This window comes from Colwellia sp. E2M01 (assembly GCF_018860585.1).
Lineage (GTDB): Bacteria > Pseudomonadota > Gammaproteobacteria > Enterobacterales > Alteromonadaceae > Colwellia.
This window is the reverse complement of sequence record NZ_JAHKPR010000029.1, coordinates 253,764-277,668: the sequence shown is the minus strand read 5'-3', so window position 1 is coordinate 277,668 and position 23,905 is coordinate 253,764. Positions and strand designations below refer to the sequence as shown.

18 protein-coding genes and 1 tRNA gene are annotated in these 23,905 nt (G+C 37.0%); 4 read left to right on the top strand and 15 right to left on the bottom strand.

Annotation, left to right across the window (positions count from 1 at the left end; all coding sequences use genetic code 11):
- Positions 1-28 precede the first annotated feature (28 nt).
- From KO502_RS06795 to KO502_RS06780, 4 genes are all read right to left on the bottom strand, one after another.
- Positions 29-1,840: a hypothetical protein gene (locus KO502_RS06795; protein WP_216021802.1), complete on the bottom strand. Its 1,812-nt coding sequence runs from the start codon at positions 1,838-1,840 to the stop codon at positions 29-31.
- Between the two features lie 134 nt (positions 1,841-1,974).
- Positions 1,975-2,682: a hypothetical protein gene (locus KO502_RS06790; RefSeq protein ID WP_216021801.1), complete on the bottom strand. Its 708-nt coding sequence runs from the start codon at positions 2,680-2,682 to the stop codon at positions 1,975-1,977.
- 60 nt (positions 2,683-2,742) lie between these two features.
- Positions 2,743-4,377, bottom strand: coding sequence for a hypothetical protein (locus KO502_RS06785; RefSeq protein ID WP_252730581.1), 1,635 nt, complete (start codon positions 4,375-4,377; stop codon positions 2,743-2,745).
- Between the two features lie 212 nt (positions 4,378-4,589).
- Positions 4,590-6,485 (bottom strand): alkaline phosphatase PhoX, encoded by a 1,896-nt coding sequence (locus tag KO502_RS06780; protein WP_216021799.1) that lies wholly within the window; start codon positions 6,483-6,485, stop codon positions 4,590-4,592.
- Positions 6,486-6,809: 324 nt separating this feature from the next.
- On the opposite strand from KO502_RS06780, the gene KO502_RS06775 reads away from it, so the two are divergent.
- The gene (locus KO502_RS06775) at positions 6,810-7,709 is read left to right on the top strand and encodes a TIGR01777 family oxidoreductase (protein WP_216021798.1); all 900 of its coding nucleotides are present in this window, start codon (positions 6,810-6,812) and stop codon (positions 7,707-7,709) included.
- A gap of 267 nt (positions 7,710-7,976) precedes the next feature.
- On the opposite strand, the gene KO502_RS06770 is transcribed toward KO502_RS06775, so the two are convergent.
- The 5 genes from KO502_RS06770 to KO502_RS06750 form a co-directional block, all read right to left on the bottom strand.
- Positions 7,977-8,192: a TIGR02450 family Trp-rich protein gene (locus tag KO502_RS06770; RefSeq protein ID WP_216021797.1), complete on the bottom strand. Its 216-nt coding sequence runs from the start codon at positions 8,190-8,192 to the stop codon at positions 7,977-7,979.
- A 73-nt stretch (positions 8,193-8,265) separates the two neighbouring features.
- On the bottom strand, positions 8,266-8,775 hold the full coding sequence (locus tag KO502_RS06765; protein WP_216021796.1) for a CIA30 family protein: 510 nt from the start codon (positions 8,773-8,775) through the stop codon (positions 8,266-8,268).
- A gap of 227 nt (positions 8,776-9,002) precedes the next feature.
- Positions 9,003-9,860, bottom strand: a complete 858-nt coding sequence (locus tag KO502_RS06760) for an RNA polymerase factor sigma-32 (RefSeq protein WP_216021795.1) — start codon at positions 9,858-9,860, stop codon at positions 9,003-9,005.
- Positions 9,861-9,862: 2 nt separating this feature from the next.
- A complete protein-coding gene (locus KO502_RS06755; protein ID WP_216021794.1) occupies positions 9,863-10,126 on the bottom strand; it encodes a hypothetical protein in 264 nt (87 codons plus the stop codon).
- Between the two features lie 256 nt (positions 10,127-10,382).
- Complete coding sequence (locus KO502_RS06750; protein WP_216021793.1) at positions 10,383-10,868, bottom strand: Hsp20 family protein; 486 nt, start codon at positions 10,866-10,868, stop codon at positions 10,383-10,385.
- A 456-nt stretch (positions 10,869-11,324) separates the two neighbouring features.
- Here KO502_RS06750 and KO502_RS06745 point away from each other — a divergent pair, with 456 nt between their 5' ends.
- Positions 11,325-13,043 (top strand): SulP family inorganic anion transporter, encoded by a 1,719-nt coding sequence (locus KO502_RS06745; protein ID WP_216021792.1) that lies wholly within the window; start codon positions 11,325-11,327, stop codon positions 13,041-13,043.
- Between the two features lie 150 nt (positions 13,044-13,193).
- On the opposite strand, the gene KO502_RS06740 is transcribed toward KO502_RS06745, so the two are convergent.
- Positions 13,194-14,093 (bottom strand): LysR family transcriptional regulator, encoded by a 900-nt coding sequence (locus tag KO502_RS06740; RefSeq protein WP_216021791.1) that lies wholly within the window; start codon positions 14,091-14,093, stop codon positions 13,194-13,196.
- Between the two features lie 124 nt (positions 14,094-14,217).
- On the opposite strand from KO502_RS06740, the gene KO502_RS06735 reads away from it, so the two are divergent.
- The gene (locus KO502_RS06735; protein WP_216021790.1) at positions 14,218-14,682 is read left to right on the top strand and encodes a DoxX family protein; all 465 of its coding nucleotides are present in this window, start codon (positions 14,218-14,220) and stop codon (positions 14,680-14,682) included.
- Between the two features lie 124 nt (positions 14,683-14,806).
- Positions 14,807-15,583 (top strand): class III extradiol ring-cleavage dioxygenase, encoded by a 777-nt coding sequence (locus KO502_RS06730; RefSeq protein WP_216021789.1) that lies wholly within the window; start codon positions 14,807-14,809, stop codon positions 15,581-15,583.
- A 43-nt stretch (positions 15,584-15,626) separates the two neighbouring features.
- On the opposite strand, the gene KO502_RS06725 is transcribed toward KO502_RS06730, so the two are convergent.
- The 5 genes from KO502_RS06725 to KO502_RS06705 all read right to left on the bottom strand — a co-directional run bounded on the left by KO502_RS06725 (position 15,627) and on the right by KO502_RS06705 (position 23,865).
- Positions 15,627-17,687: a TonB-dependent receptor gene (locus KO502_RS06725; RefSeq protein WP_252730564.1), complete on the bottom strand. Its 2,061-nt coding sequence runs from the start codon at positions 17,685-17,687 to the stop codon at positions 15,627-15,629.
- A 255-nt stretch (positions 17,688-17,942) separates the two neighbouring features.
- Complete coding sequence (locus tag KO502_RS06720) at positions 17,943-18,215, bottom strand: type II toxin-antitoxin system Phd/YefM family antitoxin (RefSeq protein ID WP_216021788.1); 273 nt, start codon at positions 18,213-18,215, stop codon at positions 17,943-17,945.
- 173 nt (positions 18,216-18,388) lie between these two features.
- Positions 18,389-20,506: an AAA family ATPase gene (locus KO502_RS06715; RefSeq protein WP_216021787.1), complete on the bottom strand. Its 2,118-nt coding sequence runs from the start codon at positions 20,504-20,506 to the stop codon at positions 18,389-18,391.
- 387 nt (positions 20,507-20,893) lie between these two features.
- A tRNA-His gene (locus tag KO502_RS06710) sits at positions 20,894-20,969 on the bottom strand.
- A 556-nt stretch (positions 20,970-21,525) separates the two neighbouring features.
- Positions 21,526-23,865, bottom strand: coding sequence for a chondroitinase-B domain-containing protein (locus KO502_RS06705; protein WP_216021786.1), 2,340 nt, complete (start codon positions 23,863-23,865; stop codon positions 21,526-21,528).
- Positions 23,866-23,905 lie beyond the last annotated feature (40 nt).

Here is a 23,905-nt window from a genome sequence, read left to right as displayed (position 1 = left end):
ATAATGAGCCTTTTAGTTTAACTGTTTTTTATCTTTGTTCTACAGAAAAAACTGTACAATGTTTATCAGCAGGAACCGTAATATTATCAGAGTAGTATGTAGTATATGTACCTGAAATTACATTATTCGACATTGAAAAAGTCGTTGAATATTGACAACTAACGGGCTCGAATTTGTCTGTTATCCCTGAAGTAGGAGGGTTAAAGTTTCTTGACCAACCCTCACCGTTTGCAACACCGTCTTTATAAGTTAAAAAATAGGAGGTGCCAATATCAATATTGTTATATTGATAAATGGTTTCAAAAGTACCGTTTAGCACTACTCTATTGGTTCCTAATTCATCGCTAACAACACTAAAGCCGGTATATTTATTATAGGTGGCAGAGAAAACTCCATCTTCATCTCGCTCTTTAAATGAAACAGATATAGGAGAAAAGTTTACCTCTATCGACTTTTCAACGCTTTGGCCTGAAGTAAGCGTTGCTTGATAAGTTACAAGAATATTTTTGCGATAGAAGTCCGCCATTTTATTAGCATGCGAGCCCATTGTGAAAACGATATGCTGTCCATTGTTGCTAATCGAGGCAAGAGCTAGAGCAACAAAGTCGATTTCTTGCGCGGCATCGCTTACCGATACAATATTGTCAAAACTGCTTATATTACTTTCATCTGCTAAAGAAAGAATATTTACCGAGTATTGATAATAGTGTGAGTAGCTGTCTGTTAAAGGAAACTGTTTAATAAAATCAATATTACCGACAACTATAAATTCGCCATCTTTTTGCTCAGGTATTGTTACGGTTGTATCACTATCTTCAGGTGACGGCGTGTTGAATACAAGGTCGACAGACTGTTGAAGGTCTCCATCAACATAAATTGTATTAGTATCAATTGGGCTAAAAGGGTTACCAATATCGTCACGATCATTAAGTAAATTTGTGTATATATCATCAACTTGTGATAGTTTACTTCCTAATTCATCAAAAACATTCGTGATGCTATCAGTTAGTAATTCTACTTCTGCATCAATAACTAACACTGCTTCTGATACAAAACCTGAACTCGCTTCAATATCGTCATTTACTGAAGTTAATTCTTCCTCATTGAACGTTTCTAAATCAGTTTCTTCAATACCTGTTTCGAAGAGGTTGGATAAAGGCAAATACCAAGGTGTTACTAAAACATTGAGAACTTTTTGTCTTAGCTGCAAAATGCGGCTGCTAATACAATTATCAAATTCATCTGTGTTACCCGTTAAACAACCTTCATCTTCTTCTAAAGCCCTGGTGATAGATGCACTTGGCTTGGTTAAATAATTAAGCTGTGTTGGTTGTATTGCTAGTGTTGAGAAAGGAATTTCTATTTTCTTGGCTGCGCTATCACCAAAAATAAGTGAATAGGTATCATGTAGGGTAATTAAATAGTGATCGGATTGTTGTGTAACGGTTGCTTGCTGCCCGAAAGAATAAATACCTATTAATTGTCCGTTATTATCAAAACGGTATTCTGTCTCTTTATCATTGCTATAAATAAATAAACTGTTAGATAGTGCTGATTTAGTGCTAACAAGCTGAGTGTCACTTTCAAATATCGATAATATAGATTGAACAGCTGAACTTTCATGAGTTGAAAATGCAAATATTCTATTAGCAACTTTTTCTGGCTCAGTAACTTCAGGTACAGTAATCTCTGGTTCTGTAATTTCAGGAACTGTTATTTCTGGCTCAGAAGTTTCAGGTGTAGATGTATCTTCAACATTAGTGTTTGCTGGACTATCAGAAGACCCGCCTCCACAACCATAAATCATAATACTTAAAAAAATGATAACTGTTAATTTCATACTAAAGTTCCTTTGAAGTCGAGTAGGGTCGCTAGAAGGCAAGCAATAGTATATTAACCTATTTACATTTAAGACAAAAGTACAATGAATTCACATGGTAAGACCGAGGTACTCCGGCTAACTACTAATGTTTATTAAGCATTAATAGTTTTAAAAGGCCAGTTTTGAACTGTTTTGCTCATTAATATCGCCATAATCGCCGCAGAACATAACAAGGTTTGCCACCAGAAAAACTGTAAACCTAAGGTGTAATTAAATAAGGCTAACAAGCCAAAATAACCTACCACTGTGTACTGTAACCAGTAAATTACCCAGCGCATGTTTTGCTTATGGCTAACTCTGTCTTTAAAGCGTAAGGCAAAATGTAAACTAGTAATTGCTAGCGTTGACACCAGTAAACCAACAACAATAAACGACAACCAAACAAAGAACTCTGGCCAGCCGATAACCTGTGCTGATTTTGCAGGTCCTGACCATAACGCGTCCCAGCTTACCGCTAAAATAAGCCCTAATGTTACTAAAATTTGTCTGTCAGATGAGCTTTCTTCGGGCTTACCGAAGTCAGATAATTCGCCTTTTAAGTAAAAAAAGATAAAAGCAAAAGCGATTAAACCAACTATTGGCTCTATGTTAGGTTGTAGTTGCAAACTAAAATAAGTTAGCAAATATCCCAACATAGGAAATACCGTATGAGTAACCGACACCCCAACAATCCAAATAACTGCAGTACGTATACTTGTTAGCTGATTTGCTCTAGCAAAAGTGGCAATAGCAACATCTGACCCTATGCCGAAACTCATTAGTAAACTAGCCATAATGAAATCAAATAATGCAAATTCCATAATTTTTAATCCTACTTGGTATAATTTAGTTTGGTTTAATAGCGGTTAACTGTATTAATCTTATTGTATTTGCTCTACAACCTTGGCTTGATTTGAACTTAAGCTTTTCGACCAATCTAAGCGTAAGTCCCACTGGTACCTATGCTCAGGTTTTAAAGGGGCTTGGCTTTCATCAACTTGTTCTAATACATTAGTGGCAGAAGTGAAATTAGCATCTCGTCCAAAAATAAAGCTTTGTTCACGCATAATAGTTAAATAAGCTTTGTTCAGCTGTAATGCGCGCTCTGCAGACGGGGTAATAAGTTCATACACACTTTGTGTTTTAGCTACTTTTTGTGTATTGACCGTACCGTTTGCATTAAACCAACGCTTTAGCATTTCTTTGTTTTGGCGAAATTCATCACCACCACCAACGCGCTGGAAATAGGTAAGTATTTCCCCTTGGTCTTCGCCTCTGTTGGGTACATCTTGTTGCGTAGCTAAGTTGATATATCCCCAACCAGCTGCACCTTCAACTTTGCGCGGAAACGAGAAAGTTTGATCTAATGTTGAGCCAATAGTTTTGTGACAACCAGCACAAAATGCTAACTCTTGTGAGTTTTGATGACGTAATTCACCTTGCTCATCTTCAATGTAAGCATTAAGTGTCCAACCCATATTACTGTTTACGCCTTTGTCACCTAATAAATACACTTGCGGTAAATTTTCAAAGTGCTTTTCTTTGGCTTCTAAATAATATTCAGAGGCGAGTTCTGCTTTATTTTTAAAGCTGTGTTTTTTCATGTAACGTACTTCTTTCATACGTTGAGCATTATATATTGAGCCATCGTCATTAATGCCAATGTAGCGCACGGTATGTAAAAACTCAGTGTTTTCTGGGTAGAGTAAATGGTTAACGGCAATATTGTTTGCATCCCCTAAATAATATGCGCGTAAGTTAACTTGGCTAACGTTGGTTATTTGACCATCACCATTAATATCTTCGCCAATAATCTTCTCTGATACTGGGATAACTGACATTTTTTTGCTTTCTTTCATGGTCATTTCTACTAGGGCTAAGTTAGCAAAATAAACATCGGCAGAATATTGACCATTTATTTCTCTAAAAGCTTTAGGTAAGCGGATCATGGCATCGCCAGTTGAACCGTTGGTTGGCCAAAAAGTACTAGGAAAAGGTTTGTAATTAAAAGCAACCCAATGACTACCGTCTTTTGCTAAGCCATTCTCGTCAAAGGCTATGCTTGGTGTTGCTAAATTGGCTATTGGGGTAATTTCACCTTGCCAATTAGGATCATTACTAAATTGTTCTACAAAATCAGTGTAGTTATCTTGTGCTATCCACTGCTTAATTTCTTCATCAGAAATTTTTTCAATCATTTTTGTTCTATCAACAAATAAGTTCTTCCAGTGATTGGTGGTGCCTAAATCTGAAAATTGGTACTCGCCTTGTAAGTCAGCATCATTCATTGTATTTGGGCGATCAGGGTTGTCTTTATAGGTTTGATGACATGCATAACAAGGGTTGTTGTCGCCCTCTGTTTTGGTGTAACACTGCGGTGGAATAACAGACTCGGCATTATATATTTCATCATATGCTATATAAGCGGTTGCAGGTATTGCATCACCCTCAGCATAAGGTGTATTTGCTGGTGTTGTTTGTTCGCTTAAAGCTGCTGCCTTGTTATTTTCATTCATTCCTAAGGTATCAGATACTTGCTCTGAGAAGGCCGACGCGATGAAAAGTGCAGAGAATAATAGTGTTATTTTAGTTAAATATTGCATGTTTTATCATTTATAAAAGGTAAATAATTGTTATGGATTAAAGCGGAACTGTGTCCCGCTTTAGCACTAAATCGTTTAAATTAACACGTTGAAGCTAATAGTTAGCTTCAACGTATCAGTCAAAATTAAAGTGATTTAGGGTCGTACATCCATAATGTGTTGTTTTCTTGGAAACCATCTTCACCAATAATGATACGACCATCGCGCATTACGATAACGTTATCTGGTTGAGATAGTTGGTCAACATCACAACGTAATGCACCTGTTAAGCTAGAGCGGTATGTGCCACCCATTACCACAGGCTCAATGCGGGCTAGGTCATAATTTTCTTCTAGCTTAGCGCGGTAAACACCACCACAGTCTTTAACACGAGACGATAATTGAATATCACCTTCATCATCAATCATGGTGTTGTCTAAATCAGCAATACCCATGTATAAGTAAGCTGCTTTAACATCTTCTTCAGCAATAGACTCAACACCACCAACTGCTTCTAAAGCACGGTCGTGGTTAATGCTAATACCTTCAAGCTTTCTCCACTCAGCAGTAGCACCTTTCATATTCGCTGCTTGACGAGATTCTAAGAACGCCGCTCTGTCATCCATTGGTTGACCAGCTGTTACTGCACTACCGCCATTTTCTACGGTAGGGTAGGTTGCATCGCCGTCAGCCCATGCTTGTACGTCAGCCATTGTCATGTAGCTTGATTTGCCGTCAACGTAATCAGAAGTATCAATACCATCGTATTCTGAAATCCAAGCTGCAATAGTTGCGTTGTTACCTGAAGCTAATTCAACCCAAGTTACATCAAAACCAGTTGTGGCAGGCTCGTTGCTGCCAGCATCTTGTACTAATTTAGCACCGTAAAGTGTACCTGAGCTTAAATCTTCAGGAGCGTCAGCAACAAATTTAAATAATACACCGCCGGTATCATCTTGTGATGAGTAAACTGTTTTACGATCAGGCATTACCGTAGAGTTTTCATGCTCGTAACGACCAATAGTGTAATGTCTAACAGGTACTGGTGCAGCAGATGTTGGGTCAGTAATTTCAATGGTGTAACCGTAACGATATGGGTTAGGGAAGTCTGGCGCAGTTAACGCTTCAATACCGTCGGTATTTGTATTTGCAGGATCATTCCAGCTTGCATGTGTTGTTGAGTTTACCGTTGAGTTAACAATCCATTCTTCTGAAGAAAGTGGTGTACCCCAAGGAGAAACAGAACCAAAACAGTTTGCTGCAGTACCGCCAACACTGTCAAAGTTAACCATCATTGCTTCAGCAACTGACCAATCGCCTTGCTCGCCTTTTTCAATTTTCATACGACTTACGCCGCCTGGGTATGATTCCCAGTTAGTGAATAAGTAACCTTCACCTGCACCTGTTGACACGTAACCGTTGAAATCAGGCGCGTTGTTTTCAATAATTTTATCACCAGAAATAATACCGTAATGTACCCCTAAACCACCCGCTAAACCTTTATCACCAAGCTCTGCAAAAGTATCGTTAGTTTGACCAATAATTTGATACTCACCTAACGCTGAAACAACCACTTGGCGCTCTTCTGCTGTTTCAGGAACAGGAGAGTTAACAATTGTTTTAGGTAAGTTATTAAAGTTAACGCCACGTAAAACACCAATAGTACCTTTGTTGTAAGGTTTATTGTTTACTGAGTCTGTTAGCGTGTTTGCATCTGATGGATGTTGAACATTGAAGAACAAATCACCTTCGTCAGTTAAATAAGCACCAGTAACTTCAGCGCCTGTAGGTACAGTTGCTAAACGGGTTAGTACCGGTGCAGATTGACCGTTCATGCCGTCAGCACCGTCTATACCGTTGGCACCATCAGTACCATCAGCACCGTTAATACCGTCAGTGCCATTTAAACCATCAGTACCTGCAGGACCTTCAATTGAAACACCATCTGCGCCTGCTGCACCATCTGAACCGTTATCGCCATCGCAAGCCGATAACCCGATAATTAAAGATACAGCTATTGCTGATAATTTGAATTTATTCATTGCTCTCATAGACATAATATTTCCAATTTTAAAGTAGTGTGGGTGTTATACATGAACAGACTTCTAATACTTCAGGTAAAAGATGTGCTGAAATTGGAAAGTATTTTGGAGGTGTTCTTTTACAGTTTAGTGATTGAAAGATGAAACTAATAAGTCATCAAAATGACAGTTATATGACTGCTAAGCTTTCTTGCGTATTTGAAAGGTTCACCGATAAACATTGATCTGAATGTGATCTTGTTGCTAATAATTACGTATTTATTTTTAACTAACGAATTAATTAAAAATAAAACATACTACCCTAATAACTTTAATGAGATGTTTATGAATGTTCTTATAACCGGCGGCACAGGGCTAATTGGTAAAAAATTAATTAGCGTCTTAAAGCAACATAAAGCAAATATTACGGTGCTTACTAGAAACATTAAAAAGGCTTCGACTTTAGTAGGAACGGATATTGTTTTTATTGAAAAGCTGTCTGTTGCTAGTATTGAAAATCAAGAGGTTGTCATTAACCTTGCTGGTGAGCCAATAGCAAATAAACCTTGGTCTAATACCCAGAAAAAGAAGATATGTAATAGTCGTTGGAGTACCACAAAACAGTTAACTGAACTCATTAATGCGTCTGCCAACCCTCCTTTTTTATTTATTTCTGGTAGTGCTATTGGTATTTACGGCAGACAGGATAACAGATCAATTGATGAATCTTTTACTCAATACCATCAAGAGTTTACCTGGGAGGTGTGTAAAAAATGGGAAGATATTGCTTTAGAGGTAAACTCTGCACACACCCGTGTTGCCATTTTACGTACCGGTATCGTTCTTGATAGCGAAGCCGGCGCGCTAGCGAAGATGCTGTTACCGTTTAAGCTCGGCTTAGGTGGCAGGGTAGGTACAGGGCAACAGGTTATGTCTTGGATACATATTGACGATATGATTTCTGCCGTTTTGCACATACAAAATACAGCCGAATTAAGCGGCGTTATTAATCTTACCGCTGAATATCCCGTCACTAATACTATTTTTTCTCAGCAACTTGCTGCAACATTAAAGCGACCTTGCTTGTTGCCTATACCAGCCATAGCGTTGAAAATCATCTTGGGTGAAATGGCTGATTTATTATTGTTCGGCCAGAAGGTTTTGCCTAGTAAACTTATCAATAGTGGCTTTCGATTTTCATATCCAACGATTGATAAAGCCCTGAAAAACTTATTCGGTAAATAAATGTTAATTGAACTATCATTTAAAAAATAATTAAGGGGTAGCTGAAGTAACCGAAAGATAATTAAAAGTTATTTTAAAGATAATTAACAGCAATGAATGCTGCATTGATCTCTAATTGACCTTGTTGCCAAACAACTCATTTTAATTGTAGATAATAGCGATATAGACAATCAGTTAAGCTTTGTTGATTGGCAAGGTAAAAGCATCGACTGGTAATTGAGACCGTTTCTTTATACCGTGCCTATTTCTCGATACTCTTTGCAGGTATTATTTCCAGCCGAGAACCCATAAGTCCGTTGACTTAAGATCGCGCCAATTAATACTGTATTCATTTTTAGTCATCACAGCTTCAATGACACAATCAGTAACTTGCTGCTCATCATTGAAGATCACTTTGGTAACAATAAAGTGCTTTTCTTTATTAGTGACTTCAACTTTACTCCATTTACTATTGAGTAACGCTTTAGGGTTAATTTTATTCATAAATTGAGCCTTTATACTTATATTGAGGGGTTAATCAGGCTTTATATTAAGTACTTATACTGAAGGTAGCAGCTTAACTGTTGTTGGTTGACGAGCCTACGTTGAGCTTAAATAACGTTAATGAAAAGGGGGCTGCGGTATTATTTTTTACTAATAGCCCTAATTGCTGTACATCTTCAGGTCTTAATCTAGGAGCATTATCGATTACTCGCCCTCTAAATGAAGGAATGAAATTCTTTAATAACAACTCAAAGTGTTCAGGCTTATCTTTAGATTTCGCCCTTGATGTGGTGAAATGGTGTTTATAGGCGACTCGATAGCCATCAATATAGGTTATTAATCTTAATTGGTAAGTCATGCCATCACCTAATACATGGATAGTAATTTTATCTACTGTTTTAGCAAGCGGTTCAACACTTTTAATAACAGAACTAAAACCACCATTATTTTCTAACGATATCTCACCTGAAAATACACATGAGTTGTCATTAAATTGCATCCGCCCTTGCGAGTTACCACCCATGACACCATCATTGATGGCATGCCATAACTGCGCTTCATTTTTTTGGGTAAAATCTATCATGTATCACTCGTTAAAATATATTAATTTATATTACAGATACGTCCTGCTAGATAATCAAGATCACATACAGCAACGTTTTAGAAGCAGCTGTAAGACAACATAAGAAAGAAAAGATAAAGAAAAGAAAATAAGACGTTATAGTCGTTACACCTCAAAGCATTTAAAAGTCTGCATCTTGAAGTGTAACGCAAGAGTATAGAAGCGAGTTACAGGCTCAGAAAAACTTTCTACTGATTGAGTACCCCTAACTCTTTTCGAAACATCAGTAAGGCCTTTTCTTCAATTTGTCGAATACGCTCATTTGATACCCCATATTTATCGGCAAAAAACTGGTGTGTTTTTTTATCGGAAGATAGCCATCTATTGAGCATAATATCTTTACTGCGCTCATCTAATGTTTCAATAAGCTCTCTAACTTTATACAATGCTTTTCCTTGGAAATCACTTTCAATTACTTGAACTTCAAGTGACTCTGATTTATCGGCTAATAAGCTATCTATTTGGTAGCTTGGGCTTTCTTCGTCGTTATCTACAGAAGAATTAATGAATATGTCTGGTTGAGAAAGCTGTACTTCCATATCATTTAAATCTCCCTCGCTAACACCAAGCTGCTTAACAATGTTGGTTCTTTGCGTATCGGTAAGCCAATCGGTATTAGATTTTAAACGTCTTAAATTAAAAAAGAGTTTGCGCTTGGCTTTTGTTGTGGCTGCTTTAACTAAACGCCAATTGCGAATAATGAACTCTTGAATTTCAGACTTTATATAATGAACCGCAAAGCTAGACAGCCTAACACTATGTTCAAGACTAAATTTTTTAACGGCTTTCATTAAACCAACAGTGCCTTCTTGTACTAAATCGGCAATAGGTAAGCCGTAACCTCGATAGCTTCTTGCTATGTAAGCGACAAAGCGTAAGTGCGATAAAATTATTTTTTGCACCGCATCTAGGTTGTTATCTTCTTGGTATGTTAGAAATAATGCTTTTTCTTCTTGTTCACTAAGCCGTGGTTGACTATTTACATAAGTTAAATAAGATTCAAAGCTACCGATATTTTGTATGCTTGTAGGGAGTTGAATAGTCATTATTACCGTCCCTCCGAGGTTGTATTGTTTATTAATAAGTGGTTTAAAAAGCGTAAATTAAATTGCTTATTTCCAGGTATCAACATACTTAATTCTCTTTCGGTGTTCTTTTCTACTGCAGGTTTAGCAGTTATATTTTGTTGTGTTTTTATGTTTTCGTTCGCTTGGCTTAACGTAATAGCGGAGAATGCTGATAAACCAATACCTATTGAAAGGAACAGTGATACGAGTAACATTTTGTTTAGTGATTTGTTAGTTGAAGTCATGATATATCCTCGTTGTGGCAACATAAAATAATTTCAAGTAAGACGTTTTTACCTATAAATTTATAATAGTAGCGGGGTAAGTTATTCAGTTAAACATAGAAATACTCCTAAAACTCTTGTTATAAAGTTATGGTTTTTTGCTGTTAATCATACTGTATTTGTTAGTCGTTAAATCATAACTAATCAGTAACTAATCAGAAAGTAATTAACAAGTTAAAGAGGGGCAAATTTTGCCCCTCTTTCCGTTAAGCAACGGTTAAGCTGCCTTAGATTTTTTCTCGTCTTTGGGTTCGCTATCGCGCTTATGTTCAATAGTATTAACTTGTTGGTTAATACTGATCGATTTTGGCTTCATCGCCTCGGGTATTTCTTTTTTAAGGTCGATGGTTAACAAGCCATTAGTGAGATCAGCATTAGTCACTTCTACATAATCTGCTAAGTTAAATTTCCGTTCAAAAGTGCGATTGGAAATGCCGTGGTATAAATACTCACGTTCTTTTGAGTTTTTCTTTTCGCCGCGAACAGTTAACACACCGTTTTCTACTTGAATATCGAGATTATCTTGCGCAAAACCTGCAACTGCCAATGTAATGGCATAACGGTTTTCGTCAAGTACTTCAATGTCATAAGGTGGGTAGCTGCTACTTTTAGTATCAGACGTTAAAGCGTTATCAAGTAATGACGCTAAACGATCAAAACCAATACTGCTACGGTAAAGTGGGGTAAAATCAACTGAGTGCATAGTATATCCTCCGATTGAAGCAACATAAAATAAAAACAATTAAGTGCAACTAAACTTCTTTGTAAGACAATTTAATTACAATGTTATAACTAGGGATTTGTATAAAAAATCCAAGTGTTTTTTATATAAAAATTCGTAATACATAAATAACAAAACGGAATAATAAATACACAGATAAAGTTAAGCCGACGCTCAGGTAATACTCTGGTTAAAGACATCATGTTGTGTGACCCATTAAATCAATGCGGCTCGTAAGTTATTTAATAATCTTGCATTTTCTAGGTTTGAAATGACAACTTTTTACTCTATGTTTTACGCTATATTGGAAATAGTCTGGTATTACAATTGTGAAAACAATTATAATTATCATCAGCAGTATAAAAGTAATCATCGTAAGCTCATTTCAGCTGGGCTATTTGCTTTTATTAAAATTGGTATAAGTATGAGGAAGTAAAAATGTTGGGTAATCGTTTCGCTGAAATGAACATTAAAGGTGACTTATTTGGTGGTGTAACAACGGCCATTATCTCATTACCATTAGCGTTAGCTTTTGGTGTTGCTTCAGGTGCTGGTGCCGAAGCGGGTCTTTGGGGCGCAATTATGGTCGGCTTTTTTGCGGCTATTTTGGGTGGTTCAACGAGTTTAATTTCAGAGCCTACTGGGCCGATGACAGTGATCATGACAGCGGTTTTAACCACTATGATGGCTAAATATCCAGAGTCTGGTTTGGCTATCTCATTTACTATTGTAATGATGGCAGGGGCTTTTCAGGTTTTACTTGGCACCTTAAAGCTAGGTAAATACGTTACCTTAATGCCCTACAGTGTTATCTCTGGCTTCATGTCAGGTATTGGTGTAATCCTCATAATATTGCAATTATCACCGCTTTTAGGTCATTCAGCCCCGGCAGGGGGTGTGATGGGCACTTTAAATCAATTACCAGATACCATAGCTAATCTTAAATTTAATGAGTTATTCTTAGGTGCGCTGACTTTAGGTATATTGTTTTATTATCCAGCAAAATACAGAAAAATTGTACCTGCACAGTTAATCGCCCTGGTTGTGGTTACCTTGTTATCTATTATCTTTTTTGATACTGACAGTATCCGTAGAATAGGCGAAATACCTGCGGGCTTACCTTCTTTAGTGCTTCCTCATTTTAATGCCGAAATATTTACTACTATGGTTGTTAATGCCTTAGTGTTAGGCACTTTGGGCTGTATTGATACCTTACTCACCGCAGTTATTGGCGACTCTTTAACCCGTAAAGAACATGATTCTGATAAAGAATTACAAGGCCAAGGTATTGCTAATATGATTGCCGGGTTATTTGGTGCATTACCTGGTGCTGGCGCAACTATGGGTACTGTTACTAATATTCAAGTAGGTGCTCGTTCGCCGTTGTCGGGTATTATACGCGCAGGTGTTCTTGCCTTAGTCGTGCTAGTTGCTGGCGGGTTAACTGAGCCAATCCCTATGGCGGTATTAGCCGGCATCGCTGTGTATGTAGGTTTTAATATTCTTGATTGGAGTTTTATACAGCGCGCTCATAAAGTCAGTATTCAAGGTATGAGTGTCATGTACGCGGTAATGTTACTAACCGTTTTTGTTGATTTAATTGTCGCTGTTGGTTTAGGTGTTTTTATCTCAAATATAATCATCATTGAAAAGCTAAGCAGAGAACAAGTTCGTCAAGTGAAAGCGATAAGTGATGCTGGCGGTGATGATGTTCCTCTCACCGATACGGAGCGTGATTTACTTGATAAAGCTAATGGCAAGTTGTTATTCTTTTATCTCTCTGGCCCTATGATTTTTAGCGTATCAAAAGCAATAGCAAGACAACATACAACGGTTGCCGATTATGATGTTATGGTTTTAGATTTAACCGACGTACCTATGATTGATGTAACTGTTGGCCTAGCGCTAGAGAATGCCATTAAAGATGCGTTAGATGCCAAATGTGAGGTGTTTTTATTGTGTCCGAATATACAAACTCGACAACAGTTAGAAAAACTCAATGTATTGAGTTTGCTCCCAAATAACAATTTATACTCTCACCGTGGCGAAGCATTGCAAGCAGCCTTAAATGTTATTGGTGATAAAAGCCTAGAAACCAATGATTCATTAATCTTGGATGCAAAGACAGATGAGTCAAAAGGTTTGAATGCGAGTTAATTCAAAGGCAGTACTTGTTTGAAATTCATACGATGTTATCGCATGTTACATGTAGCCAGCTACATGTAACATGCTCTATCTTCTTTACTCTTAATCGGTGTTAATTGGTGTTAGTAAATATGCTGATGTTAGAATAAGTTTTAGCGAAAGTTACTTATCCCAATAAGGCACATCACCATAAAACTGGCTGGCAAAATCAATAAAGCTACGTACTTTACCGGCAAGAAACTTCTTATTTGCATAAACCGCATAAAGTGCCAAAGGTGGTGGTTCATAACCTACTAATATTTGCTTTAATTTACCTTCAGCAAAAGCTTCACCAGCAATAAAAGTGGGTTGAATGGTGATGCCTCCACCATAAACGGCGGCATTAACCAGAAAGTCACCGTTGTTGGTAACTATTTTCTCACTTAAACCAAGCTTTTTATGATCGATATTAAAGCGAGAAAACAGCATGTTACTTTCTGAGTTATTGTATTTTAAATAACTATGCCCTTTTAATTGTGCTGGGTTATTGGGAGTACCGTGCTTTTTCAAGTAATCTGGAGAGGCGTATATTGCAAGATTTATGGGGGTGATTTTTTTGGCAATCAATGACGAGCTTTCCAATTTACCCGCTCTCAATGCTACATCAATTCCTTCTTCAACAATATTGACCTTTCTATCTGTTAATTTTAACTCTACCTTAAGTTGTGGGTGGGCCTGTTGAAATTCAGCCAACAGTTTAGGAAGATGTTTTGTGCCAAACGACATTGGTGCACTTATTGTTAATAAGCCAGAAATATTCTTGTGTAAATCGGTCAAGGAGCCTTCCATCTCCTCTATGTCAGTTAACACTTGTTGGCAACGTTGGTAATATTCTATTCCTGCTTCTGTAAGGCTGACTTTACGTGTGGTTCTATTTAATAAGCGTATTTGCAGTTTATCTTCCAACTGAGATACATATTTGCTCACTAACTGCGGTGAAAGGTTAAGTTTGTCTGCAGCCCTAGAAAAAGCACTTTCCTGTGCCACCGTAACAAAAGCTTTCATTGTTTCTAATTTATCCATACTCACCAATTAACAACAAAATGTTTATAATATAACAATAAATAGCATATTTATCTTTAATTAACTATCTAATATTCTCTCTATCAATAAGAACAAACAACCTATTATGAATTGGAGAATAATCATGAATACACAGCTTATACAAAAAATATTTACCTCAAACGCCGGCCTTGGAGCACTTATTTTGCGCGTTCCACTTGGCATTATATTAATGGCGCACGGTGCGCAAAAATTGTTTGGCCTTTTCGGTGGCTATGGTTTGGAAGGTACAGGGCAGTTTATGGAAAGCATTGGTTTTGCACCTGGTTACCTTATGGCTTTGTTGGCAGGCAGTGGCGAGTTCTTTGGTGGGTTAGCGCTTGTACTGGGTCTACTTACTCGCCCAGCTGCGGTGGTTACTGCATTTACCATGTTTATGGCAATGACAGTACATATAGGTAATGGCCTTTTTGTAACTAATAATGGCTATGAATATGCGTTATTGCTTGCTGTTACTTCAGTTGCATTAATTGCTCAAGGAGCAGGTGCTTTTTCATTAGATAATAAAATTGCGCAACGCTTTCAAAATAATTCAAAGAAGACAGCATAGCTATGCATAGTCATAGACAGTAATAGTTATATAGTGAGTAGTAGTCATTTAAATACTGATATTACTCACTAGTCGTATTAAAGCCATATGGCACTGCGTCTGTTGGTTCAATGGAGATAGTCTTATGAAAAAACAACCTGCATTATTTATCTCTCATGGTTCACCGATGATGGCGATAGTAGAGAGTAAAACCTCTCGTTTTTTACAGAAATTAGGAAAATCATTAACAATACCCAAAGCTATTGTGGTGTTCTCGGCGCATTTTGAACGAGATAATGACATTGTGATTACAGCAGGGGAAACCCCAAAAACCATTCATGATTTTTATGGTTTTCCTGCACCATTATACAATATTCAATATAATGCTCCTGGCTCACCAGAGCTAGCTAAAAAAATTGCTGAACGTTTTGAGCAATTTGGGCTACACCCAATGTTAGATGAGCAGCAAGGTTGGGATCATGGTCTTTGGATCCCATTGCAGTTGATGTTCCCTGCTGCGGACATCCCTATTGTACAAATTTCAATTAACAGCAGTTTAGGCGCTAGGGTCAACTATGAATATGGTAAGTTAATAGCGTCACTTAGAGATGAAAATATTCTTATTATTGGTTCTGGCAACGTAACCCATAACTTAGCTGAATTTGCTAAACCAACTGTGGGAAGTGAAAAGCGAGTTAAATCATTTACAGAGTGGGTGAATGAAATGGTTTCAGGTGCACAGACCGAGTCACTCTTAAATTATATGAATACAGCCCCCAATGCCTTATTCAACCATCCTACACAAGAACATTTTTTGCCGATTATTGCTGTAATGGGGGCTAGTGAAACAGGAAAAGGCGAGCTAATACATCAAGATATCGAGCATGGCATATTAGCGATGAACGCATATCGTTTTGAATAGCCAAACGGGAAAGTAGGGTATTTCACTGTCTAGCGTACTATGCCTAGTTAAACATATAACGCATTGATATGAAAAGAGAACGTGGTTCACCAACAAAGTAACGGTAATTACCAAAACTATAGTCTGCTCTTTCAGCGTAATCTGCATTAGTAACATTCAATAAGCGCGCACTAACCGATAGTTGGTTATTTACATTGAACCTTGCTCGTAAATTTAGCAAGTTATGGCCACTGTATTTTGCGGTATTTTCAGGATCAACAAAATATTCGCCTAGGTGAACCCATTCTACTTCGAGTTGATTGTTCTGCTCATCACGCCAGCCTAATTGCATACTGCCCATCGTTTCTGGTGCGGTATCAATGTAATTGCCTTTAATGTCGGTATTACTTAGCGATACAGATGATTGATATTTATGCTCAGCAAAAGTACCGTTTACATTAGCGTAAAAGTTTTTAGGTAACTGATAATTCAGACTAAATTCTATACCTTGATGTGATGTTTCGCCGTCACTAATATTTTGTCTATTAGTGTCTTGAAAAATGAAGTTGTCTTTATCCATTGAAAACACATTCATATCATAAAATAAATTTAGCGTATTACCTCGAATACCAAGCTCTATTGACTCGATATTTTCGGTGTCTAAATCAGCAATAACTTGTCCGTCTTGTAAACGGAAAAGCTCTGTTGCTTGCGGCGCTCTATAACCGTTAGAGAATTGTCCGTATACAGTATTTTGTGTTGTTATACGGTAATTAAAACCCACCTGATTTGAAACTTCTTGATAGTTAACTTTTTGACTAGCAGGGCGGCTAAAACGACAGTTTTCAATATGGGCAGCACAGGCACTGCCGTCACTTAACTTGTTGTGATAATCATAGGTAGTATCTTCAAATCGTAAGCCGGCATTTATGTGTAATTTCTCGGTGGCAAACCAAGTCGCTTCGACAAAGGGGGCATAAATAGTGGCATCGACAGTATAATTATAATGTTCACCTTGTGGTATTGAGGGAGAAAAAGGTTCGTCTTGTGTTTCCTGTAAACCACCTCGTGTTAAATCAGTGTCAAAGCCAAGTAATACATTGATATTATTAAATGATTTTTCTAGTTGAGATTGAAAACCGACGCTCATTTGGTCGTTTTCTTCAAGAGACTTCCACGGCAGGTAATGTTGTAAAAACTCTGTATCAGCCCAACGAAAGTAAGGAGTAATACTAGCAAAGGTGTCATCATCTATTGCATATTGAATACGACTATATGCTCTGAAAGATTGGTTATTTCTAAAGGCTTCTGGGTTAGGGTTACTGCGCTTTAAATCTTCATCTTTGTAAGCCTCTTCACCTTCAATATAACCCGCTGTTTCCTGTGCTAAATTGGTATATGCCATAACACTTTTTATCGTAGTTTTATCGGCTTGGTATTGATGAATAAAGTTCAGCTTTTGTTGTTCAAAGCCGCTATCGTCTTTATAACCACCATCGCTAGCTATATTACCGTACAACATAAAGCCATGATTTTCATACTGACTGGTGAAGCTGCCATCGGCACGATAATATTGATGAGGACCAACAACCAAACCAAGATCAGAATAATTTTCAGTTAAAGGATCTGGCGTTAATACATTAATAACACCGTGCACGGCATTAGTACCATACAATGTACTTGCAGGGCCACTAAGTACCTCAATACGCTCCGCTTGCTCTGTATTAGCATCCATTAATTGATTAGCATTACAAAAGCCGGGAGCCCTTAACGAAATACCGTCTTGCGCTATAAAAAATGCGCCACATCCTCCAGCCCCTGTTAATACAGGTGAGCGAATAGCGGTTAAATGCTCCTGGCCATTACCTCTGCTAATCCAGCCGCCCGGAACACGAACCATTATCTGGTTTATATGTTCATGTTCAACAAGTTTTATTGCATCATGATCAATCGTAGACAGGTTACTAGTTACCGCTAATAAATCTGTGTTAGAGCGTGTTGCGGTGACGGTTATTCTTTCAATACCTGTATCACCAACGGTATTCGCTTCATTTGGTTGAGCTACTTGTGCGCTTGATGACGCATGATAAAAAAAAGCAGGTATAATTAGCGTGTATAATTTCAAGGATTGCCTCTGGGTAGTGGTTTTGCTACGTGTTCTCTAAGGATTTACTGAATGGTTTATCGTTTATAATAGCGGATATAGCCAGTAGATAAAACAGTAGTTAACGCTGACGTTTAATTTAACCTTTTTAATGTTTTGGGTAAGTACTACTATTTGTTGACTTGAACCTTTCGCTAACAAGCGGTACCTGTTGCTCAGTGTAATATATTCTGATGTCCTCTAAATCACATATAGCAGATTGTGAAAACTCAATTTTCACAATACTAAACTAAGCCTTGCTTTAACATCATCGATGCTAGATTTATTACCTTCTTTAATATCTAGCATACCTTTAGCTATCGCTTTAGTAAAAGCGAGCTCTTCAGCTACTTTTTCATAATCATCTAAACCTTGAACAACCGCAATGCCTCGTCCACGACTGGTAACTAAAATAGGCCTATGTGAATCTTTAGCGTGATTAACCACTTTGCCGGGATTTATTTTAAAATCAGATAAAGGGATCACATCTTCTGAAAATTTCGATTGCATAAACACCTCTAAAAACAAATATTAACAACACCAATTTGTATTTATATAGAAATGAAATGATTAAAATTTCCACATAAAAATTACGAGCATTAAAATTTATAAGTGAGTGTCCTAGTTAATTTCAACTGGTTTGTGTCAAGACCTTTAAAAATACAACTATATTAAAGTCGCTATCAGGCAGGAGTAACCTCATTTAAAATATTGTCACACTCATTCACAACATACTCTGGTATTAAATCGAACTGAGTAGGGTTTAATTGAAAAATAAATTCATTCTCGATGTGGTAAGTCTCATTGATAAATTTTCGAATAACAGAATTACCAATGGTCTCAATATCTAACAAAATTCTAATCAGCTGTAGCTTTTCGTAACCGTTAACGCTTGTATTATACAATTCTCTAATACGCGTATCATCTCTAAACATAGCGACTATGGTTGGATAATCACTAGGAAGGCAAGGGATATGTTCACATATCTCTGTTAAGCCACTATTAAGATCATCAGGTTGCATTAATACAGTACCGCCGTCTGATTGTACCCTGTGGTCTTCAGCAGCAATTCGTTTTTTAAATATATTAGAAAGAACTTGATATGCATCAGCAAGTTCCCCCAAAACTTCATATCTCCGACGTAAGTAAATTAATTTTATGATCGGATCCAATTCAGACTGAAAGATTTGTTCACAAATTTGCACAAAGGTCTTGATGTCATCACTTGTGATTATTTGCTCCGTTATAACCCCACCTATTAACTTCAAGTAAGCGACTGATACTTGATTATTAAATTGGCCTCGAACCGACCTTAAGGTATCAATAATCGGCTCAACGTCATGAGTTAACATTAAAACAGTCTTTCCCTTAAGACACTCCGCAGCATTGCGTCGGAATAACATCTGTAAAATTGCATATTTCTTGTTTTTATCAAAGGATGAAATAGGGTCATCTAAAATTATTATTGTTGGGTTTTTAGCTATACACTCATACATGAAAAGTACTATTGAAAAAGCGTTACGCTCACCAAAGCTTAAATGTTGACTACCTCCGCTTAAATGATCTGAATGTTCTATGTGGCGGAGCTTCAGTTGAGATTGTTCTCCCTCACCAACTAGCTGAACCTGATAACGATAACCAGCAAAGGTCAGGAAGTCATTTATATCTTTTTGGTGTTTTTCAATAAGTCTACGCATCTCTACACGTTGCTGATTAATCTTACCCTGTAAAGGGCCAGCTTGTTGCTTAAGAACATCAACCGACAGATTAATGGCGTCGATAGCTTCATTTGTTTTAGTAGAATTTAGTTTATCGAAAAATTGGAGATCAATTTTGTAGGTATTTAACTTATCACGTACGTTCTCGCCTTCTTCAAAATCAAAAGCGGTAAGAGTTTTGAGCTTTTCAAGTTTTGATACTAAACCATCAATCTGTGACTTCACAGTCACGAGAAAAGTTTCATGTTCTGGTTCAATTCCATTTTCCAGAGACTTTATAATGGTCAGTTTCTCAAGCGAATCCTCAGAGAAGTAATCCCCCAGCTCATTGATTACATTTATTATTTTTACAAGGTTTTTGATAAGGTTTTTATCGTACTCTTCTCCGACCTTGGCTATTTGTTCTTTCTGGTTAGTTGAATCGTTAGTGCAAAATGGGCATGAATCTGATAAGTGGGAAAAATCATTATGTCCTTTCGCCTGCCAATCAACCCAAGTAACACTCTTGTCACTTTGAATAAATGGTTTGTAAGACTCCAACCCCTCTGGAATATGATCAATTTTGTTAGCACCAGCTAGTGCTTTCGCACCTGTGGATGTTTTAGCTAAAGCGCCAGCAGCGGTAACTTTAAATCCGCCAGATAACTCTTTCAAATGTGTTAATAGCGCTTCTAATTCTGGGGAATTTTCAAACTGTTCACGAACAGCTTTAATGAAATTTTGAATTTCAATTTCTTTTTCTTTATAAGCCGCTGTGCGAATAAAAATGTCAAAACTATTATTTACTAGCTCATCAGGCTGGAATGTAAATTTATTTACGTACTCTTCATTAAAACATAGTGTCTCAACGTCCTCTGCCATACCAGTAACTTGAGGTTCGATATTATCAGGGTTTTCGTCACGAAACTTAAAAGGGAGTAAACTCGAAAGTGCAGCTTCATCACTGGTTGCGGCGAACTGTATAGCCCTAGAAATAGTACTCTTACCCGTTCCGTTTGGTGCAAACCTGATATTAAGTTTGTTTTGCGCAATCGTTACGTCAGCCAAAGTAATGTTATTACAGTTTTGTATTTGGATATCCATATCAGAGTCCCTCATTCAGTCCTAATTTTAATAGGTATATCATAAGCATATTATGATGTTGAAGTCAGCGATTATATTTGAAATAAAAGTGAATAATTTGAACAACAGGTCGCAAATACTAGTACTTATTCCTACTAGAACTTTATTTCAGAGAGTTTAAAAGGGTATCTATTTATAACTTCACTTAGGAAGACAAGAAACAAACTAAAGAGACAATGCTAATCGACCATTACTTATGTTCATGCTATAGCCTTAGCGATTAGTAATGCTGAATATTATTAACCACCGTTCACTTTTCTTGAGCACAGGAAATGTACAGGAACAATTATAAGGAAGTGCTAATTATACTTAGAAAACGTCCATGAGTATTGATTTTAAAGGGAAGAATGGGGTGGCTAAAGGGACTTGAACCCTCGACAACCGGAATCACAATCCGGGGCTCTACCAACTGAGCTATAGCCACCACTGAGGTGTACTTTTACTAGAGTCATATTCCAGCTATATCGTTAGATAATTGGGAAATATGGGTGCTGCTCTTTAACAGCGCGGCGATTGTATTGTATTTTACTTGCTTTTGACAAGTAAAATTTACATTTTTAGTCTGATTAATTAGTAGAGAGAGAAAACTGGATACCCGACAAGAGACTTCGGGTATGACGTTGGTGTGACTAAACACTTAATAAAATAACTCAGGTAGGATTTTATTAAGTGTTAAAAATAGACTGGCCGGCATTTACATTCAGAGTGCAGGAGCGAGGCTTTTTTCGCAGAATGAGGAAATGAGAATTGCTAGATAAAATACTCGTTATCCAATTGATTTAGATATGTAAAGCCTGTTAAGTAAGGCCTGGTAAGTAAAGGTAGATAAACAATAACCAATAAAAAACCCACTATAAAAAGTGGGTTTTTTGTTTATAACTTATTAAGTTTATGCCCAGTAAGTTATGGCTTAATCAGTTATTATTTAAAATTAATGTTTAGTACTTTTAATTTAACTTATTAAATTTAGAACTTAAGTTTTAGTACATTAATTTCATTTCTAAGTTTTGCACAACTTCAATTTTACCTGAGTTAGTTGTTGTGTTATCAACAGGCTTCTGGCCTTTTTCACCCCAAAGTATAGCAATTGCTTTAACGGGGTTGTTTTTAAAGGTGTTGTTAGCAAATGATACGTTAACAATACCGCGGTTTTTCATTAATAAACCACCTTTTTCACCAGAGTTGGTTACAGTGTTGTTTTCAAAAACTAAGTTACCACCAATAGTTGATTCATCATAACCACCACGATGGTAATCTAAAATGAAGCCAGCGTTGTTGTTAAAGGTAGTATTAGTAACTGTTAAGTACTCAACGTTGTAATCACCTTTGTTATCATCTTCTTTGTTTAAGATAAAGCCGTTGTTATTATCGCTGATAACTGAATCTTTAACAGTAATGTAGTCGGCAAAAGATGCTTTAGATACTTCTAATACGCTATCGAATTTACTAATTTCAGAATTAACAATTGATAAGTTGTATGCTTTAGACATGTACTTATCTAAGGTAGTGAATGCATTTTGCTTCTTGTTACCTTTAATGATTACGCTGTCTAAACGTAAGTAACCTTTTGGTTGCATAGAAAATGCAGTAGCTTCTGATGTGAAGTTAATTGTTGATTTATTCACTTTATCAGCTGATACAAAAGTGATGTCTTTAGTGATATTAAGTGCTGTATCAACGGTATATTGTGCAGCCGTTAATTCAATAATGTCACCAGAAGCGGCACCTGTTAATGCTGTCGCTAATTCTTCAGCAGTTGCTGCTTTGAAAGTAACTGCTTCTTTAGTTGGTTTTTCTGCAACAAACCAGTTTGTACCGTATTTGCTCTTATCAAACAAGGCAGTACCTTTTGCTACAGGGTTTATAATTGCGCCAACTGCGTTGTGATCTGCTCTTGGGGTACCATAGATATCGGTTTTGATTTTATCGAAGTTAAAGCCATTATATATGTCAGTATTATTAGCTGTAGGTGCTAGTACATACGTTGATATTTGTTCCATGGTCATCGCTTGAGTAATAATGCCCTCTTTTGCGAAGTCAGTGTTATTTTCGTTATTAGAGAAGTTATTTTTGAAGGTAACATCTTCATTAATATTATCGTAATTGAAAATAGGCTGATCGGCTTTAGCAGAGTTATAAATCGTGTTGTTAGCAAAGGTTGTTCTAATTGGTCTTGCATTACGAATTTCAGATTTTGGTAATACTGCACTTTGAGCAACATTAGAGCCAACACTGAAGTACCAAGGTGTTGGTGTTTCTATAAATGAGTTATAGGCAACAACAACATCAGTCACTTGGTTATATCTGTTTTGTGGTGATTTAGGAATACCATTCATTACTGCGATTGGAGCTCTAAATTTTTCACCTGTTAATTTGTAGAAGTAGTTGTTAATGATCCAGTGACCCGTATTAACTACACGAATACCACCGTATTCGGGTGACTCACCATTACCAATAAACATGTTACCGTCAATGGTTGCAAAGTTACCGTGACGTACCACTAATGAACCTTCACTTTCGAAGAATACGTTGTTTTTAAATTGATTGAAGTTAGATTTACTTGAGATGATTTCTACTTCACCATCACAACGGTCAAAAAAGTTATTTTCAACATTGGTGTATGAAGGTGTCATTGAGGTGTAGCTATTACCAATTTGTAATGTTTCACCGTGTGGACCACCTTTTCTTGGGCGAGGACCAAAATGGTTATTAATAATTTGATGGTGGTTATTAAAGTGTTGTTGACCTTTTAAGTTCACCATAATGGTTGGGCCAAAGTTAGACTTACCAGCAATGTAGTTATTGCTTAATTCGTTATGCTGCCCCCAGAACTCAACCCAGTGATCTGATGTATGTCTGTCTCTTTGAGTAAACTCATCAATAACACTGTTAGTTACTTTAGAGTGAAAAGCGACTCTATCATCATCAATTTTGAAACGAATTACGCTATTATGAGGTGTGTAACCATTTCTAAAATATAGGCCGTTTACAATAAGGTAGGTACCACCTAATTTAAGGCTAGATTGACCTTCGATGAAAACTTTACCTGCAGTTTCAGCACTTAATGTAATTGGTTTTTCTTTAGTGCCTTCCCCGAAGAACTTAATTTCTAAATCGGTATAAGTGCCATTTTTAAGGACGATGTTATCACCAGCTTTGGCATTTTTTATGGCTTCTTTTAACTGGGCGTCATCACTAACTAATAATTTATTAGCTTCTTTTATTTGAGTTTGTGTGGCGCCAGCAGAGGTGTTTTGTGGTGTTTGGTTACAACCAGCTAGTAATAAAGCTGCACATACGGGTAATAATAATGTTTTCATAAGACCTTTCTATTATATTTATTTTGGCTCGTTAATATGT